This window comes from Streptococcus sp. HMSC062H02, from assembly GCF_001813005.1.
Classification (GTDB): domain Bacteria; phylum Bacillota; class Bacilli; order Lactobacillales; family Streptococcaceae; genus Streptococcus; species Streptococcus oralis_S.
Map to the genome: position 1 here is coordinate 1 of NZ_KV811091.1, position 16,034 is coordinate 16,034.

The following is a 16,034-nucleotide window of genomic DNA, read 5'->3' on the forward strand; positions in this document are numbered from 1 at the left end:
CGGAGCGAGACGGACTAGTAGTCACATAACAAAAAGAACTCCTGAAAATCAGGAGTTCTTTTTTACTACTTACATAGAGTAGTTTGGTGCCTCATTAGTGATTTGTACATCATGAGGATGGCTTTCTTTTAGACCAGCCCCAGACATTTCAATAAATTGTGCATTATCATGTAGTTCTTTAAGGTTAGCTGCACCACAGTAACCCATACCAGAGCGAATACCACCAATCATTTGGAAGACAATATCAGCTGCTGCGCCTTTATAGGCAACACGGCCTTCAATTCCTTCTGGAACAAGTTTGTTTGCTTCATTGACAGAACCTTGGAAGTAACGGTCACTTGAACCTTTCTTCATTGCAGCGATTGATCCCATACCACGGTAAGTCTTAAACTTACGTCCTTGGAAGATTTCCGTTTCACCTGGTGCTTCGTCTGTTCCAGCGAACATTGATCCAAGCATAACCGCATTTCCACCTGCAGCAAGGGCTTTTACAATATCTCCAGAATACTTGATTCCACCATCAGCAATGATTGTTTTTCCATATTCACGCGCAACTGCTGCTGCATCATAGATTGCTGTCACTTGTGGGACACCAACCCCTGCAATCACACGAGTAGTACAGATAGAACCTGGTCCGATACCGACTTTGACAACATCTACACCTGCATCATAAAGAGCACGCGCACCTTCAGCAGTTGCAATATTACCTGCAATCAAAGTGCGGTCTGGGAAGTGAGCACGAATTTCAGCAATTTTACGTAGAACCCCAGCAGAGTGACCATGTGCAGTATCAATTACAATCGCATCCGCTCCTGCTTCAAAAAGAGCCTCTGCACGTTCAAATGTATCTGAAGTGACACCTACCGCACCAGCAACTAGAAGACGACCAAACTCATCTTTTGCTGCATTAGGAAATTCAATTACTTTTTCGATATCTTTAATAGTAATCAAGCCAGAAAGACGTCCTTCTTCATCAACCAAAGGAAGTTTTTCAATACGGTGTTCTTGAAGAATGCTTTCAGCTGTTGCAAGATCTGTACCAACAGGAGCAGTAACAAGATTTTCACTAGTCATATGGTTTGAGATTGGCTGATTGTAATCTGAAATAAAGCGAAGATCTCGGTTTGTTAGAATACCAACCAATTTACGATTTTCAAGTGTCTCCACAACTGGAACACCACTGATACGGTAACGTCCCATCAGTTCATCTGCTTCAGCAATCGTGTGTTCTGGAGTCAAGAAGAATGGATCAATAATAACACCATTTTCAGAACGTTTTACCTTACGAACTTCATCTGCCTGTTGCGCAATAGACATATTTTTATGGATTACTCCAAGACCACCTGCACGAGCAATGGCAATAGCCATTTGACTTTCTGTGACTGTATCCATGGCGGCTGTTATAATTGGGATATTTAAAGTCAGATTATCTGCCAATTTTGTTGTTAAATCTGCATCATTAGGCAACACATGACTTTCTGCTGGAATGAGCAATACATCATCAAAGGTAAAACCTTTTTTTAAAAATTTAGTATCCCAATTAGACATTGAAGTTTCCTCTTTTCTTTCTTTTTGAGCTTGACTCTTTTTGTATTGTATCTATCATACCATTCTATGAAAATTTGTCAATTATATTTATGGTAGAAATCATAAAAAAACTATCCCTGTGATCCTATGGAAGAGATAGCTTTATGATTCATATTTTATCTATTATTTAAAATAATTTAGTCCCATTGCTCCTTTAACCTCAGATAGGGTTTGCCCCGCAACCTCACGCGCTTTTTCACTACCTTTTTGAAGCATATTGTACACTTCTCCCATATCCTTAGCAAATTCGATACGGCGCTCACGAATAGGACCAAGTTCGAGTTCTAATATTTCAAGTAGATAACGTTTCGTCTTTACATCACCAAGACCACCACGTTGATAATGTTCTTTCATATCTGCAATGTCTTGAGCATCTTCTGGACGACCAAATACATCTAGATAATGGAAAACCATATTTCCTTCAATCTTACCTGGATCCTCAACCCGAATATGGTCTGGATCAGTATACATGCTCATGACTTTTTTACGCAACGTATCCACATCATCAGCTAGATAAATACCATTATTAAGGGATTTAGACATTTTAGCATTTCCATCTAAACCTGGCAAACGCCCTGCCCTCTCATTTTCTGGATAAATACCTTCCGGCTCCACCAAGACCTCACAATTATAAGCATGATTAAAGGAACGAACAATCTCACGAGTTTGCTCAATCATTGGTTTCTGATCTGTCCCAACAGGAACATAATTAGCCTTGAAGGCAGTAATATCTGCTGCTTGCGCAATTGGATAAACCAAAAATCCTGTCGGAATACTTTCTCCAAACCCTTTTTGAGCAATCTCTGTTTTTACTGTCGGATTCCGTTCCAAACGAGCTAGTGACACCAAATTCATATAGTACATAGATAATTCAGCCAACTCTGGAATTTGGCTTTGAATAAAGATAGTTGATTTACTTGGATCTAATCCAACTGCTAGGTAATCTAAGGCAACATTCCCAATCGATTCTACAATCGTTTGAGGGTCTTTGGCGTGATCTGTCAATGCTTGTTGGTCCGCCAAAAAAACAAACATGTCATACTTGTCTTCTTCCTGCAGTAATACTCTATTTTTAAGACTCCCAACATAATGTCCAATATGCAGTTTTCCTGTTGGGCGATCTCCTGTTAAAATAATGGGTTTCGTCATTTTTTTCTCCTTCGAAATTGTCTCTTCAATTATAGCATTTTTTTGTTAAAATAACAGAAAATTATTTAAATCAAACAACTAACTCATTGTAAACAGACCTGTAAACTTAATTGACATAAAATTGACAAACAAAAATTTGAATATTTCTCTCTTTTCTAGTAGAATAAATATATTACATATTATAGGAGAAAAACATTGCTTACAGTATCTGATGTTTCACTACGTTTTAGTGATCGCAAACTTTTTGATGATGTCAATATCAAATTTACAGAAGGAAATACATACGGATTGATTGGTGCTAATGGTGCTGGGAAGTCTACATTCTTAAAAATCTTAGCTGGTGATATCGAGCCAACAACTGGTCACATCTCTCTTGGTCCAGATGAACGTCTCTCTGTTCTCCGTCAAAATCATTTTGACTATGAAGACGAGCGAGTTATTGATGTCGTCATTATGGGAAATGAAAAACTTTACAACATCATGAAAGAAAAAGATGCCATTTACATGAAGGAAGATTTTTCCGATGAAGATGGTGTTCGTGCAGCCGAACTCGAAGGTGAATTTGCTGAACTTGGAGGTTGGGAGGCAGAAAGTGAAGCATCTCAATTACTTCAAAACCTAAACATTCCAGAAGAATTGCACTATCAAAACATGAGCGAATTGGCCAATGGTGAAAAAGTGAAGGTTCTCCTTGCTAAAGCACTTTTTGGCAAACCAGACGTTCTTCTCTTGGACGAGCCGACCAACGGGTTGGACATCCAATCTATTACTTGGCTAGAAGACTTCTTGATTGACTTTGATAACACCGTTATTGTAGTATCCCACGACCGTCACTTCTTAAACAAAGTGTGTACTCATATGGCCGACCTTGACTTTGGAAAAATCAAACTCTATGTCGGAAACTACGACTTCTGGAAGGAATCTTCTGAGCTTGCTGCTAAATTGCTAGCAGACCGTAATGCCAAGGCAGAAGAAAAAATTAAGCAATTGCAAGAATTCGTTGCTCGCTTCTCTGCCAACGCTTCTAAGTCAAGACAAGCAACGTCTCGTAAAAAAATGCTTGACAAGATTGAATTAGAAGAAATTGTTCCTTCTAGTCGTAAATACCCATTTATCAACTTTAAAGCAGAACGTGAGATTGGTAATGATCTCTTGACAATAGAAAATCTAACTGTAAAGATTGATGGCGAAACTATCCTAGACAATATTAGTTTCATCTTGCGTCCAGGTGATAAGACAGCTCTTATTGGACAAAATGACATCCAAACGACTGCATTAATTCGTGCAATTATGGGTGACATTGACTATGAAGGAACTGTCAAGTGGGGAGTTACTACTAGCCGTTCTTACTTGCCAAAAGACAACTCGGCTGATTTTGCAGGAGGAGAGTCAATCCTTGACTGGTTACGTCAATTTGCAAGTAAAGAAGATGATGACAATACCTTCCTACGTGGTTTCCTCGGTCGTATGCTCTTTTCTGGAGATGAGGTTAACAAACCTGTAAACGTCTTGTCAGGGGGAGAAAAAGTACGTGTCATGCTTTCAAAACTCATGCTCTTGAAATCAAATGTCCTTGTACTTGATGATCCAACAAATCACTTGGACTTGGAATCTATCTCAAGCTTGAACGATGGATTGAAAAACTTTAAAGAATCAATCATCTTTGCCAGTCATGACCACGAGTTCATTCAAACTTTAGCAAACCATATCGTTGTTTTGTCTAAGAATGGCGTCATTGATCGTATCGATGAAACCTATGATGAATTCCTAGAAAATGCAGAAGTACAAGCAAAAGTTAAAGAACTTTGGAAAGATTAAATAAGACTTCAAAACTCAGTTGGGGTAACCAACTGAGTTTTCTATCATTCTACGAGGTAACATGAAATCATTTTTTAAAACATATTGGACCTATTTTGTTTCTTTCATCATTCCTTTAGTAATTATGACTGGAGTATACCTAACTCAAGGTATCTACTGGAATAGCGATACATCTCCACTATTAGGAGACGGTTTCCATCAATACGTTATTTTTGATGTGGCTTTACGAAATATTTTACATGGAAATGGTAGTTTGTTTTACACCTTTACAAGTGGCCTCGGACTGAATTTCTATGCTCTATCTAGTTATTACTTGGGTAGTTTTCTCTCACCTCTGGTTTACTTTTTTAATCTGTCGAATATGCCAGATGCTGTTTATCTGACCATTCTCTTAAAATTTGGATTGATTGGTCTGTCAACCTTCTTTAGTTTGACTAGATTATTTAAAGATATCCCAAAATTTTTAAAACTTGCCTTATCTACTTCCTATGCTTTAATGAGCTTCATTGTCAGTCAGTTAGAGATTAAAACCTGGCTAGATGTTTTTATCTTGATTCCTTTAATTATAACTGGTTTACACCTACTTATAACACAAAAGAAGCGCCTACTATACTTTGCAAGTTTGTCAATCTTATTTATTCAAAATTATTATTTTGGGTATATGACAGCATTGTTTCTTATTTTCTGGTATCTCTGCCAAATTTCTTGGGACTTTAAAACTCGAAAATCATCTTTTCTTGATTTTGTTGTTACCTCCTTTTTAGCTGGAATGGCTAGTTTGATTATGACTCTTCCTACACTGTTTGATTTACAAACTCATGGAGAGAAGTTGACTGCCATCACAAAATTAAAGACAGATAGTAGCTGGTATCTGGATATTTTCGCAAAACAATTCATTGGATCTTTTGATACAACTAAGTATGGATCTATACCAATGATTTTTGTTGGATTGCTTCCTTTTATTTTGACCATTCTATTTTTCACAATAAAATCCATAAGGTTTCACGTGAAACTTACTTATGCAATTTTCTTTATTTTTTTAATAACAAGCTTTTACATAGAAGCACTTGATTTATTTTGGCAAGGGATGCATACCCCAAATATGTTTTTGCATCGCTATGCTTGGATTTTTTCCACTCTGTTAATTTATACTGCAGCAGAAGTCTTAAATCGTCTGAAAGAACTGAAGCTCTGGAATCTATTTGTCTCACTTTTTCTTGTACTAACAGGATTTTTGGCTACTATCTATTTTAAATCGCACTATTCTTTTCTAACTGATTTGAATATCCTACTCACTCTTGAATTTCTACTAGTTTATGCTCTTTTACTTCTTGCAGTCATTAGAAAATTTATCTCTGTAAATCTATTTGCAATTCTTTTGTCTTTATTTATAATAGCTGAGATAAGCTTAAATGCATCATCTCAAATGGAAGGAATAGCTAAAGAATGGGCCTTTGCTTCTCGTAGCGCCTATAATAGAGATATCACCGCTATGGAATCCATTCTAAACCAAATTGACAATTCATTTACACGTACTGAAAAACTGCAAATTCAGACTGGGAATGACAGTATGAAATTTAACTACAATGGAATCTCTCAATTTTCGTCTGTACGAAATCGTTCAGCTAGCACTAGTTTGGATAAACTGGGATTCAAATCCTCTGGAACTAACCTCAATCTCCGTTATGCAAATAATAGTCTTTTAGCAGATAGTTTATTTGGAATCCAGTACAATATTTCTGAAACTTCACTTGATAAGTATGGCTTTCAAGAGATTTATCAAAAGGATCATTTAACCTTATATAAAAATCAACTCTCTTTACCCATTGCCTTTGCCACTCAATCTATTTACACCGATGTAAACTTTAATAATCACACTCTAGATAATCAGGCTTTATTTATAAACCAGCTTGCTAATCTCAACATGGATTACTTCTCCCAAATAGCATCTGATAAAACAGATACTTCAGATGGTTTAACGAGCATCACAGGTTCTGCGAATGAAGATGCAAAGATTGATTATCAAATTGAGGTTCCTCAAAATAGTCAAGTCTATCTCTCTTTTTCAAATCTTCATTTTACAAACGATAAGCAAAAGAAAGTTGACATCATTGTCAATGGAAAAAAAAAGACTTTTACAACTGACAATGCATTTAATTTCTTTAATTTGGGTTATACTGAAGAACGACAAACTTTCAATATCAGTGTTAGTTTCCCTGGAAATTCTCAGGTGTCATTTGAATCCCCAACCTTCTATCGTTTAGATACTCAGGCTCTTACTGAGGCAATTCAAAAGATTAAAGAACAACCTGTAGAAGTATCCACCTCTAAAAATAAAGTCTTTGCTACATATGAAGTAAAACAAGATACCTCTATTTTCTTCACTATTCCTTATGACAAAGGTTGGTCTGCATACCAAGATGGGAAAAAACTTGAAATCAAGCAGGCTCAGACTGGTTTTATGAAAGTTGATGTTCCAAAAGGAAAAGGCACCATTACACTTTCCTTTATCCCCAATGGTTTTGTTATTGGAGTAGCCTGCTCACTAACTGCCCTTCTTCTTTTTGGGATCTATAATCACAGACGAAATTTATCTAAGACAGAAAAAGATTGACCAATTCCTTGGCCAATCTTTTTAATCTTCTTCCATTTTCTTAGGTTGATAAGCTAGCATACCTAAAGCAGTAAAGAAAGCTAGTGTTATAATAAGGAAAATCACTTGGTGATGAATATTTCCTGTCATAGAGATTGTTTGTCGTAAGCCTGATACAGAATAACTCATTGGTAACCAAGGATTGACACCTTTGAAGAAATCATTTGTCAAAGCAAGGGGATAGGTCCCTGCACTTGATGCTAACTGTAATAAAAGTAAAATAAGAGAGAAGAAAGCTCCAATACGGCTATTCCAAGTTGTTAAAGCTGTCACCATAGACATGAAAGCTAAACTTGTGATTATAATTAGAATCAAGGTCCTCATCCCATGGTTCGCAGTCAATCCAATAAGATGGACACCTCCATAAACTAAAACACCTGCTAAGACAGCTATAATCCCATTTATTTCAGAACGAGACTTCAACCAAGCCCAACGGCTCTCTGGATGACGTCCAGAAGGCAACTTAGCAAAAATCATATTGGTAGATATAGCAGCAACAAAAAGAGCAACTGATATCATATAAGGAGCCATAGCAATCCCATTTACAGGGACTTGGTCATTGTCTGTTTTTGAGAGAACTAGAGGTTCAGATAATGTTTCTGCATTTTTAGATTCTGTTGAAGCTGATTTAAGTTGAGTATTTGCATTACCTAATCCTTGTCCTAATGAATCAACTCCTGTCTGTAAATTTTCAAGACTAGAGGTTAAGGTTGTTCCACCATCTGCTAGTTTTCCAGCACCATCTGCTATCTTCATAGCGCCACTTCCTAGTTGAGATGCTGCAGAAAGTAACTGTGTTGATTTATCTGTTAATTGACTAGAGCCAAATTGTAATGTAGTAAGACCTGCTATCAGCTCTGGGCTCTTATTATTCAATTGAGCAGAACCAGATGACAAACTTTCTATACCTGATACTAATTCTGGAGCTTTTCCAGCTAACGCATCTACTCCAGCTGTCAAGGTTGATGTATTTTCTGTCAACTTACTTGATCCAGAAACTAATTTATCTAGACTAGTTGTTAAACTTGTATTTTTTTCACTTAGTTGATTAGCACCAATAGAAATAGTATCCAATCCTTTAGTGTAGTTTACAACACCTTTTTCAATTGACTGACTTCCAGGAACTAACTGATTATTTACAGAAGTTTGTAATGTTGTAAATCCATTTGACAATGTTGTCAAGGAGCTAGATGCTGCAGGTAAGAGTTGATTTGCTTTCGTCTGCACATCAGATAGATTAGATACTTGTTGTTCTGAATTCTCTATACTTTCTTTTAATCCCCCTACTGTCGTTAAAATTGTTTTTGCTGACTCAATAGTAGAATTAGAATTTTTAGAAATAGCTTCTGTCAGTTCTTTCTTTTGTTCCTCTGTAAGAGATTGATAAGTAGCTGTTGATTGAAGGTTAGCAATAGTTTTCTCTTGTTCTGTCTGACTTTTTGTCACAATATCCTGAGCAAGAGTTGTTAGATTTGGCAAAGCTTCTGACAATGTACTTTTCAGTTGAGTATTATCTGATATTTTAAGAGCTTGTAGTGTTTTATTTAGTTCTCCTAAGCTTGTTGCCAATTGCGCTATTTCTTCACTTTGTTGAGATGAGGACTCTAATTGACTTGAAATTTCTTTAATACCAGTATTTAATTGCTCCATTCCATCTCTTAGTGTATCTGATTGATTGGATAATTGACTTGTTCCGTTAGAAAGTTCTTTCACACTACTTGTATAAGCATTTACACCAACTGAAAATTGATTGAGACCTGTATCCAGTTGTGAAACGCCACCTGTATAGGACTTTATACCTGTATTTAGCTGATTTACACCTGTCACCAACTCAGGAGTTTTTGAAGCTAATTGACCAAGTCCAGTGTCAACTTGTGAGACAGCATTTGTATAACTTTGTAAACCACTATTAAAAGTTCCTAAACCAATATGTAATTGCTCTATAGCAGACACATAGCTAGATAAGCCTTTTGTAAATTGATCCGCTCCATTTGAAAAAGTTACAGTTGAATTAGCTAGAGTATTAAGATTTGTCGTCAACGTTTGACTTCCCGTCACCAACTGATCGGCTCCATTAGCCAATTGTTCACTTCCTTCAGCTGCCTTATTTATTCCAGATTTCAAATCATTCATTTTTTGAAATAAAGCCTTAGTGTATGTTTCCGTAACATTAGTAGAGACAGTTTGTTTTAATTGTGTCATTGCAGAATCACTCATCTTACTTGCAATAAAGCTATGCCCACTTGACGTCTGATAATCAATCTGCATCTGTTCAGGATGATTCGTTAGGATAGAAGTAGCTTTTTCAGATAAGTCACTTGGTAAAGTCACTACCATGTAGTAGTCACCATCTTCTAGCCCTTTTTCCCCTTCCTCTTCATTAACAAAGTGAAAATCTAAAACCTTATTTTCTTTTAAATTAGACACCATGTCTTCACCAATTGTCATAGTCTGTCCATTATAAGAAGCTTCCTTATCTTTATTGACAACTGCCACAGGTAACTCCGATACTTGACCATATGGATCCCACATGGACGATAAAAATATAATGTTGTATAAAGCTGGAATGAGAGAAATCCCTATCATTACAATGATAAAGGTCGGTTTTTTAAATATTGCTTTCCATTCTTTAAACATGTTTCCTCCTTTTTTACACATATTGTCTAAAATTTTGATATAATAGATTATACATCAAAAAATCTAAATTACAAGGTAAAAAATAATTTTTTAGACACATAGTCTATTTTTGTTTACAAGGAGAAATTATGAAAGAAAGTAACAAACGTTTAAAAACAAAACGAATTATCGAAAATGCCATGGTTCAATTATTGATGGACCAGCCCTTTGATCAAATTTCTACTGTCAAATTAGCAGAAAAAGCCGGAATTAGTCGTTCTAGCTTCTACACTCACTACAAAGATAAGTATGATATGATTGAACACTATCAAAGTAAGTTATTTCATACATTTGAATATATCTTCCAAAAACATGTTCATCATAAAAGAGATGCTATTCTAGAAGTATTTGAATATCTAGAATCAGAACCACTTCTGGCTGCTCTTCTTTCTGAAAATGGAACCAAAGAAATCCAAAATTTTTTGAGAAATAAACTGCATATTATGCTTAGTACTGATCTTCAGAAACGTTTTATGCAACTACAACTAAATTCAATTGAGTTAGAATATAGCAGTATTTATCTAACAAATGCCCTATTTGGTGTTTGTCAGACTTGGATTGCTCATGGGAAAAAAGAAAGTCCGCAAGAAATGACAGACTTCCTTATGAAAATGTTAGGTGATACAAACTAAGAATAAAAAGAACACCAGATGGTGTTCTTTTTATCTAACTCCGCCAGTAGGACTCGAACCTACGACATCATGATTAACAGTCATGCGCTACTACCAACTGAGCTATGGCGGATAAAATAGTCCGTACGGGATTCGAACCCGTGTTACCGCCGTGAAAAGGCGGTGTCTTAACCCCTTGACCAACGGACCATCTATCTGTAGCAGATATAACCATTATATCAATTTCTTACTTATTGTCAATCACTTTTTAGATTTTTTCTCTAGAATATCTTTTAGTTTACGAACTTTCAAACGGGTAATAGGACAACGATGATCTTCATAAAAGACAACTTCTAAATTTTTTCGATCAATTTCTCTCACATTTCCTACATTGACAAGGAAAGATTTATGGGAGCAATAAAATCGCTGGGTATGTTTGTCCTTCTCCTGAATATCTGTCATAGTTCCATAAAACTCTTTGGCAAAATTCTTACCAATAATTCGCAATTTATGAGAAACACCTGTTGTTTCGATATACAGAATATCATGGTAAGGAATTTTCAAATCATTTCCCTTATAGTTGTAATCAAAATAGTCTACAACATCTTCGTTTTCAAGCAGCATGCTCTTAGTGTAAAAAATACTCTGCTCGATACGTTTTTTGAACAATTCATCATTGATGTCCTTATCTACAAAATCTAAAGCTGATACCTGATACTTATAAGTTAAAGTAGCGAATTCAGATCGACTGGTAATAAAGACAATAATAGCATAAGGATTGTGATGACGAATAAACTGAGCCACTTCAAATCCCTTTTTCTCAATTCCATAAATATCGATATCTAGGAAATAAAGCTGGTTTACTTCATCATTTTCGATATATTCCTTAAACTCACGAACTTTTCCTGTTGTCTTATATGAAATAGGAATATTCGATTCCTCAGAGATTTCATTCAATATTCTCTCTAGTCTCACTTGATGCTCAATAACATCTTCTAAAATTAATACTTTCATTCGAATTCCCTCTTAAATCTAATAATTTGTCTAAATGTGTTGTCTTCCATCTCTGTTTCTAAGATAATGTTGTCATACTTATCTAAAATCTCTTTGACATTATTAAGTCCTAGACCTCTATTTCTTCCCTTGGTAGAGAAACCTAAGGCAAATAGATCCTCTGAAGGCGTCATAGTGATTTTGCATGAATTTTGGATAACTATAACTGTTTCAAAATCCATTTTAATGACTGCAACTTCCATTTGTTTCAAATAACTATCTGCAGCACCTTCAACGGCATTGTTTAGTAAAATGCTCATGATACGAACAAGATCAAGTAAATCTATTGACAGTCTAGTAATGATATCCTTTACTTCCAATGTAAACTCTACATCATTTTTTCGTGCATAGACAATCGATTGAGCAATTAAACTTCGTAAAGCAGAATCTTCTATATTATTTAAATCAAAGTAAGTATATTTTTCTGACCTCAATTTCTGATTTGCTTTTACTAGGACTTCATTGTAAACCCTGTTAATTTCTTGTAAATCTCCACTGTCAATCGCCATTTGCATGCTGACAAGCATTCCTGCATAATCATGACGAAAACCTCGAATTTCATTATACAACTCCACAATTTCATCAGTATAAGTCTGTAAATGTTTTTGTTCAAATTTCTTTTGTTTTAGAGCAATCTCTTTTTCAATTTGAATCTTGTGAGAATTCATTGCAAAGAAAATCAATAACAAGCAAATAAAAACAATGGTTGATAAAATACTTCCGAAGCTATTTAAATGATGAGTTGTACTTACTATATCTGAAATAAACAATAAGATATGTAAACCAAAGAAAGCAACTATTACTTTTTTTAAAAAAGGATACAGATAATCTTTATCAAAATATTTAATATCCAGATGAAAATAACGAATTATTATTAGAATAGAAAAATAAGTCATTAACAATACTACTAAAAGGAATGTACTTTTATAGTGTAATACTACTTCATCTCCTATTATAGAAGATAAGGTTACGGATATAAAAGTATGAGTACTGTGATATAATAAAGACAGTAGTAAACTGATAAAAATAGCTTTGTATTTTTCAGACTTCTTTAACTTTCTTAAATAAAGGTACACAACCAAAGGAAATAAAAATTTAGACAAAGCAAAACTATTAGAAAATACTAGTGTAATAATTTCTTCAAGTATAAAAACTGAGATGCATGTGTAAGAGAAAAAAACAATTTGTTCTTTTCTATTTATTTTACAAATCCATTCATAACTTTTGCTAATGATGAGAAAATAAAAAATAGCTATCCCTAATCCAAATAAATCCATTACTCTCTACCTTTATTTCATTACTTTCTTCTTGGAAAAATAAGATTACGAATTGTTTCTGAAATTCTCCAATCTCCACCTCGAATCTCCTGCAATTCTGCCTCTGTTACTTCTTTAAATTGTTCCAACTTTACTGTATTTTTCATAATGAAATCTCCTGTATTATTTTTTCTTGTAAGTTAACTTACACATCTATTATACAAAATGAAGACCATGTAAGAAAAAATTCTTCCCAACTGTACATTTTTGCACCTGAAACGCACTTTTTTAAGAAAAAAGCTGGGATTTATCCCAGCTTCGCATCTAAAATTGATCCCAGCAGGATTCGAACCTGCGACCGTTCGCTTAGAAGGCGAATGCTCTATCCAGCTGAGCTATGAGACCTAACATGACCATTCTATCAAAAAACAAGAGCTAAGTCAATCTTCTATTTGTGGTAAGGAGAACCCTGTTGAATTGTAAAAGCACGGTAAATTTGTTCAACTAAAACTAATCTCATTAACTGATGTGGTAATGTCAGACGTCCAAAACTGACAGAAAGATTGGCCCTATTTTTTACAACAGGAGCTAGACCCAAACTTCCTCCAATGATAAAAGTAAGCGTTGAGTAGCCTTTTATAGAAGCTTGCTCTAGTTGCTTACTCAATTCCTCTGAGGAGAGTGTTTTTCCTTCAATGGCTAGTACAACGACAAAGTCTCTTTCTCCAACCTTAGAAAGAATTCTTTCACCTTCTGTTTCCAAGATTTTTTGATTTTCTAATTCACTGGCTTTGTCAGGTGTCTTCTCATCAGTGAGCTCAATCATTTCTAATTTGGCGAAACGTAAAATTCGTTTGGTATATTCAGCAATACCATCTTTAAGGTATTTTTCTTTTAATTTTCCCACTGTTACAATTTTTATTTTCATTCTTCTATTCTATCATATCCACACTTCATTTCACATCTTATACACACAAAAATCATTCAAAATTACTAGTGAATTCACAGAATAAAGTAAGTTATCCACAACTTGTGTAAAACTTTAAGCTTTTAAGTTTGGATTAAGTTAATAGTTTTATAATCTGAGTAAATAAATAACAAACGGAGGCGTTTATGAAACACTTACAAAAATTTTACAAAAAAGGAGTTAAAGTTCTTGCAATCATTCTAATCGGATTTTTAAGTGGTGCCTTAGGAAGTTTCGTAACATTGCAACTTTATCAAAAACAAGGAAATCAAGCTACGAATAATAATTCTGGCACTGTCACTCAAACATCCTATAAAAATGAAAATTCAACCACTCAAGCAGTAAATAAAGTTAAGGATGCTGTTGTCTCAATCATTACTTATTCTTCTTCTAGCAGTAGACAAAGTAGTGTATTTAATGCTGATGACACTAACTCTGATTCAGACAATCAACAAATCGCAAGTGAGGGATCAGGTGTCATCTATAAAAAGGATGATAAAGATGCCTATCTTGTAACTAATACTCACGTTATCAATGGAGCTTCAAAAGTTGATATCCGCTTAGCAGATGGTACCAAGGTTCCTGGTGAAATTGTCGGATCTGATACCTTCTCTGATATTGCTGTCGTTAAAATTTCTTCAGAAAAAGTTACAACAGTGGCAGAATTTGGGGATTCAAGTCAACTTAGTGTTGGAGAAACAGCGATTGCTATCGGTAGTCCTCTAGGTTCAGAATATGCTAATACAGTTACACAGGGGATTATTTCAAGTCTTAATCGAAATGTTTCTCTAAAATCTGAAGATGGTCAAGCTATTTCAACAAAAGCCATTCAAACAGATACAGCCATTAACCCTGGTAACTCTGGTGGTCCACTTGTAAACATTCAAGGACAAGTAATTGGTATTACATCAAGTAAAATTGCAAGTAATGGTGGAACATCTGTAGAAGGTCTTGGTTTTGCAATTCCTTCAAACGATGCACAAAATATCATTAAACAGCTTGAAAGTGATGGTAAAGTAACTCGTCCTGCTCTTGGAATTCAAATGGTTAATCTATCAAATGTTGGAGCTAGTGATCTTAGAAAACTTAACATTCCAAGTGGTCTCACTTCAGGTGTAGTTGTTCGATCTGTTCAAAACAATATGCCAGCAAATGGACATCTTCAAAAATATGATGTCATTACCAAAGTTGATGACAAAGAGATTGCCTCATCAACAGACCTACAACATGCTCTTTACAATCATGCTATCGGAGATACTATCAAAGTAACCTACTACCGTAACGGTAAGGAGGAAACAACCTCAATTAAACTAGATAAGAATTCTAGTGATTTAGAGTCTTAATTGACATCAGTGTAAAGAAAACTTTACAGAAAGTAAAAGATATGTTAGTGTAGAATCATGGAAAAATTTGAAATGATTTCTATCTCTGAAATACAAAAGAATCCTTACCAACCTCGAAAAGAATTTGATGTAGAAAAATTAAAGGAATTGGCTCAGTCAATCAAAGAAAATGGGCTCATCCAACCAATCATCGTTCGTCAATCTCCTGTAATTGGTTATGAAATCCTTGCAGGAGAGAGACGATATCGGGCTTCTCTCTTAGCTGGTCTTACTTCTATTCCAGCCGTTGTAAAGCACCTCTCAGATCAGGAAATGATGATTCAGTCTATCATTGAGAATTTGCAGAGAGAAAATTTAAATCCTGTTGAAGAAGCACGCGCCTACGAATCTTTAGTAGAAAAAGGATTTACTCACACTGAGATAGCAGATAAAATGGGGAAATCTCGTCCTTATATCACTAATTTTATTCGTTTGCTTTCCCTACCAGAATATATCTTAACTGAAGTAGAAAATGGAAAAATTTCTCAAGCGCATGCACGTTCACTAGTTGGTTTGGACAAAGAGCAGCAAGACTATTTCTTCCAACTAATTAAAAATGAAGACATCTCTGTGAGAAAGCTAGAATCACTTCTTACAGAGAAAAAACACAAGAAGCAACTAAAAAATGATTCTTTCATCAAAGACGAAGAAGATAAATTAAAAAAACTACTCGGTTTAAGTGTAGAAATTAAACTTTCAAAAAAAGATACTGGAAAGATTATTATCTCCTTTTCAAGTCAAGAAGAATACGATAGAATTATTAACAGCCTGAAATAAGGCTGTTCTTTTATTTTCTCAACTCACAAATTTATCCACCAATTTTTTTATCAAAAAGCCTACTAAATCAAGGATTTTCTTATTTATCCCCAACCTGTGGATAAA

The 16,034-nt window shown here is 35.0% G+C and carries 12 protein-coding genes and 3 tRNA genes; 5 read left to right on the plus strand and 10 right to left on the minus strand.

Annotated features, from left to right (window positions below; all coding sequences use genetic code 11):
• Positions 1 to 69: 69 nt before the first annotated feature.
• Together guaB and trpS are read right to left on the minus strand one after the other, a co-directional pair.
• Positions 70 to 1,548, minus strand: coding sequence for an IMP dehydrogenase (gene guaB, locus HMPREF2885_RS01310; protein WP_000073416.1), 1,479 nt, complete (start codon positions 1,546 to 1,548; stop codon positions 70 to 72).
• A 162-nt stretch (positions 1,549 to 1,710) separates the two neighbouring features.
• Positions 1,711 to 2,736 carry a tryptophan--tRNA ligase gene (trpS, locus tag HMPREF2885_RS01315; protein WP_000165451.1) on the minus strand — a complete coding sequence of 342 codons (1,026 nt, stop codon included), beginning with the start codon at positions 2,734 to 2,736 and terminating at the stop codon, positions 1,711 to 1,713.
• Positions 2,737 to 2,931: 195 nt separating this feature from the next.
• Here trpS and HMPREF2885_RS01320 point away from each other — a divergent pair, with 195 nt between their 5' ends.
• The gene (locus HMPREF2885_RS01320; RefSeq protein WP_070656887.1) at positions 2,932 to 4,554 is read left to right on the plus strand and encodes an ATP-binding cassette domain-containing protein; all 1,623 of its coding nucleotides are present in this window, start codon (positions 2,932 to 2,934) and stop codon (positions 4,552 to 4,554) included.
• 61 nt (positions 4,555 to 4,615) lie between these two features.
• Positions 4,616 to 7,168, plus strand: coding sequence for a YfhO family protein (locus HMPREF2885_RS01325; RefSeq protein ID WP_065371481.1), 2,553 nt, complete (start codon positions 4,616 to 4,618; stop codon positions 7,166 to 7,168).
• A gap of 21 nt (positions 7,169 to 7,189) precedes the next feature.
• Here HMPREF2885_RS01325 and HMPREF2885_RS01330 read toward each other — a convergent pair whose 3' ends face one another.
• Positions 7,190 to 9,844: a YhgE/Pip domain-containing protein gene (locus HMPREF2885_RS01330; RefSeq protein ID WP_063641745.1), complete on the minus strand. Its 2,655-nt coding sequence runs from the start codon at positions 9,842 to 9,844 to the stop codon at positions 7,190 to 7,192.
• A 128-nt stretch (positions 9,845 to 9,972) separates the two neighbouring features.
• Between HMPREF2885_RS01330 and HMPREF2885_RS01335 the strand changes: the two genes are divergently transcribed.
• Positions 9,973 to 10,515, plus strand: a complete 543-nt coding sequence (locus HMPREF2885_RS01335; RefSeq protein WP_000665077.1) for a TetR/AcrR family transcriptional regulator — start codon at positions 9,973 to 9,975, stop codon at positions 10,513 to 10,515.
• A 38-nt stretch (positions 10,516 to 10,553) separates the two neighbouring features.
• On the opposite strand, the gene HMPREF2885_RS01340 is transcribed toward HMPREF2885_RS01335, so the two are convergent.
• The 7 genes from HMPREF2885_RS01340 to rlmH all read right to left on the minus strand — a co-directional run bounded on the left by HMPREF2885_RS01340 (position 10,554) and on the right by rlmH (position 13,731).
• A tRNA-Asn gene (locus HMPREF2885_RS01340) sits at positions 10,554 to 10,627 on the minus strand.
• A gap of 5 nt (positions 10,628 to 10,632) precedes the next feature.
• A tRNA-Glu gene (locus HMPREF2885_RS01345) sits at positions 10,633 to 10,704 on the minus strand.
• Between the two features lie 51 nt (positions 10,705 to 10,755).
• Positions 10,756 to 11,508: a competence system response regulator transcription factor ComE gene (gene comE / locus HMPREF2885_RS01350; protein WP_000866082.1), complete on the minus strand. Its 753-nt coding sequence runs from the start codon at positions 11,506 to 11,508 to the stop codon at positions 10,756 to 10,758.
• Positions 11,505 to 12,824, minus strand: coding sequence for a competence system sensor histidine kinase ComD (gene comD / locus HMPREF2885_RS01355; RefSeq protein ID WP_049550146.1), 1,320 nt, complete (start codon positions 12,822 to 12,824; stop codon positions 11,505 to 11,507). The genes comE and comD overlap by 4 nt, the downstream gene beginning before the upstream one ends.
• Before the next feature lie 20 nt (positions 12,825 to 12,844).
• Positions 12,845 to 12,970, minus strand: coding sequence for a competence-stimulating peptide ComC (gene comC / locus HMPREF2885_RS01360; protein ID WP_000799678.1), 126 nt, complete (start codon positions 12,968 to 12,970; stop codon positions 12,845 to 12,847).
• A gap of 164 nt (positions 12,971 to 13,134) precedes the next feature.
• Positions 13,135 to 13,208: transfer RNA gene (locus HMPREF2885_RS01365), tRNA-Arg, on the minus strand.
• A gap of 43 nt (positions 13,209 to 13,251) precedes the next feature.
• On the minus strand, positions 13,252 to 13,731 hold the full coding sequence (gene rlmH / locus HMPREF2885_RS01370; RefSeq protein ID WP_070656888.1) for a 23S rRNA (pseudouridine(1915)-N(3))-methyltransferase RlmH: 480 nt from the start codon (positions 13,729 to 13,731) through the stop codon (positions 13,252 to 13,254).
• A gap of 185 nt (positions 13,732 to 13,916) precedes the next feature.
• On the opposite strand from rlmH, the gene HMPREF2885_RS01375 reads away from it, so the two are divergent.
• Together HMPREF2885_RS01375 and HMPREF2885_RS01380 are read left to right on the plus strand one after the other, a co-directional pair.
• A complete protein-coding gene (locus HMPREF2885_RS01375; RefSeq protein WP_000681800.1) occupies positions 13,917 to 15,113 on the plus strand; it encodes a serine protease HtrA in 1,197 nt (398 codons plus the stop codon).
• 57 nt (positions 15,114 to 15,170) lie between these two features.
• Positions 15,171 to 15,929, plus strand: a complete 759-nt coding sequence (locus HMPREF2885_RS01380) for a ParB/RepB/Spo0J family partition protein (RefSeq protein ID WP_000410363.1) — start codon at positions 15,171 to 15,173, stop codon at positions 15,927 to 15,929.
• Positions 15,930 to 16,034: the final 105 nt, after the last annotated feature.

Bases quoted from the DNA above. Each gene is read 5' to 3' on its own strand.
- HMPREF2885_RS01375 (WP_000681800.1), top strand. From the start codon at position 13,917: ATGAAACACTTACAAAAATTTTACAAAAAAGGAGTTAAAGTTCTTGCA.
- comE (WP_000866082.1), bottom strand. From the start codon at position 11,508: ATGAAAGTATTAATTTTAGAAGATGTTATTGAGCATCAAGTGAGACTA.
- rlmH (WP_070656888.1), bottom strand. From the start codon at position 13,731: ATGAAAATAAAAATTGTAACAGTGGGAAAATTAAAAGAAAAATACCTT.
- trpS (WP_000165451.1), bottom strand. From the start codon at position 2,736: ATGACGAAACCCATTATTTTAACAGGAGATCGCCCAACAGGAAAACTG.
- HMPREF2885_RS01380 (WP_000410363.1), top strand. From the start codon at position 15,171: ATGGAAAAATTTGAAATGATTTCTATCTCTGAAATACAAAAGAATCCT.
- HMPREF2885_RS01330 (WP_063641745.1), bottom strand. From the start codon at position 9,844: ATGTTTAAAGAATGGAAAGCAATATTTAAAAAACCGACCTTTATCATT.
- HMPREF2885_RS01325 (WP_065371481.1), top strand. From the start codon at position 4,616: ATGAAATCATTTTTTAAAACATATTGGACCTATTTTGTTTCTTTCATC.
- comC (WP_000799678.1), bottom strand. From the start codon at position 12,970: ATGAAAAATACAGTAAAGTTGGAACAATTTAAAGAAGTAACAGAGGCA.
- HMPREF2885_RS01335 (WP_000665077.1), top strand. From the start codon at position 9,973: ATGAAAGAAAGTAACAAACGTTTAAAAACAAAACGAATTATCGAAAAT.
- guaB (WP_000073416.1), bottom strand. From the start codon at position 1,548: ATGTCTAATTGGGATACTAAATTTTTAAAAAAAGGTTTTACCTTTGAT.
- comD (WP_049550146.1), bottom strand. From the start codon at position 12,824: ATGGATTTATTTGGATTAGGGATAGCTATTTTTTATTTTCTCATCATT.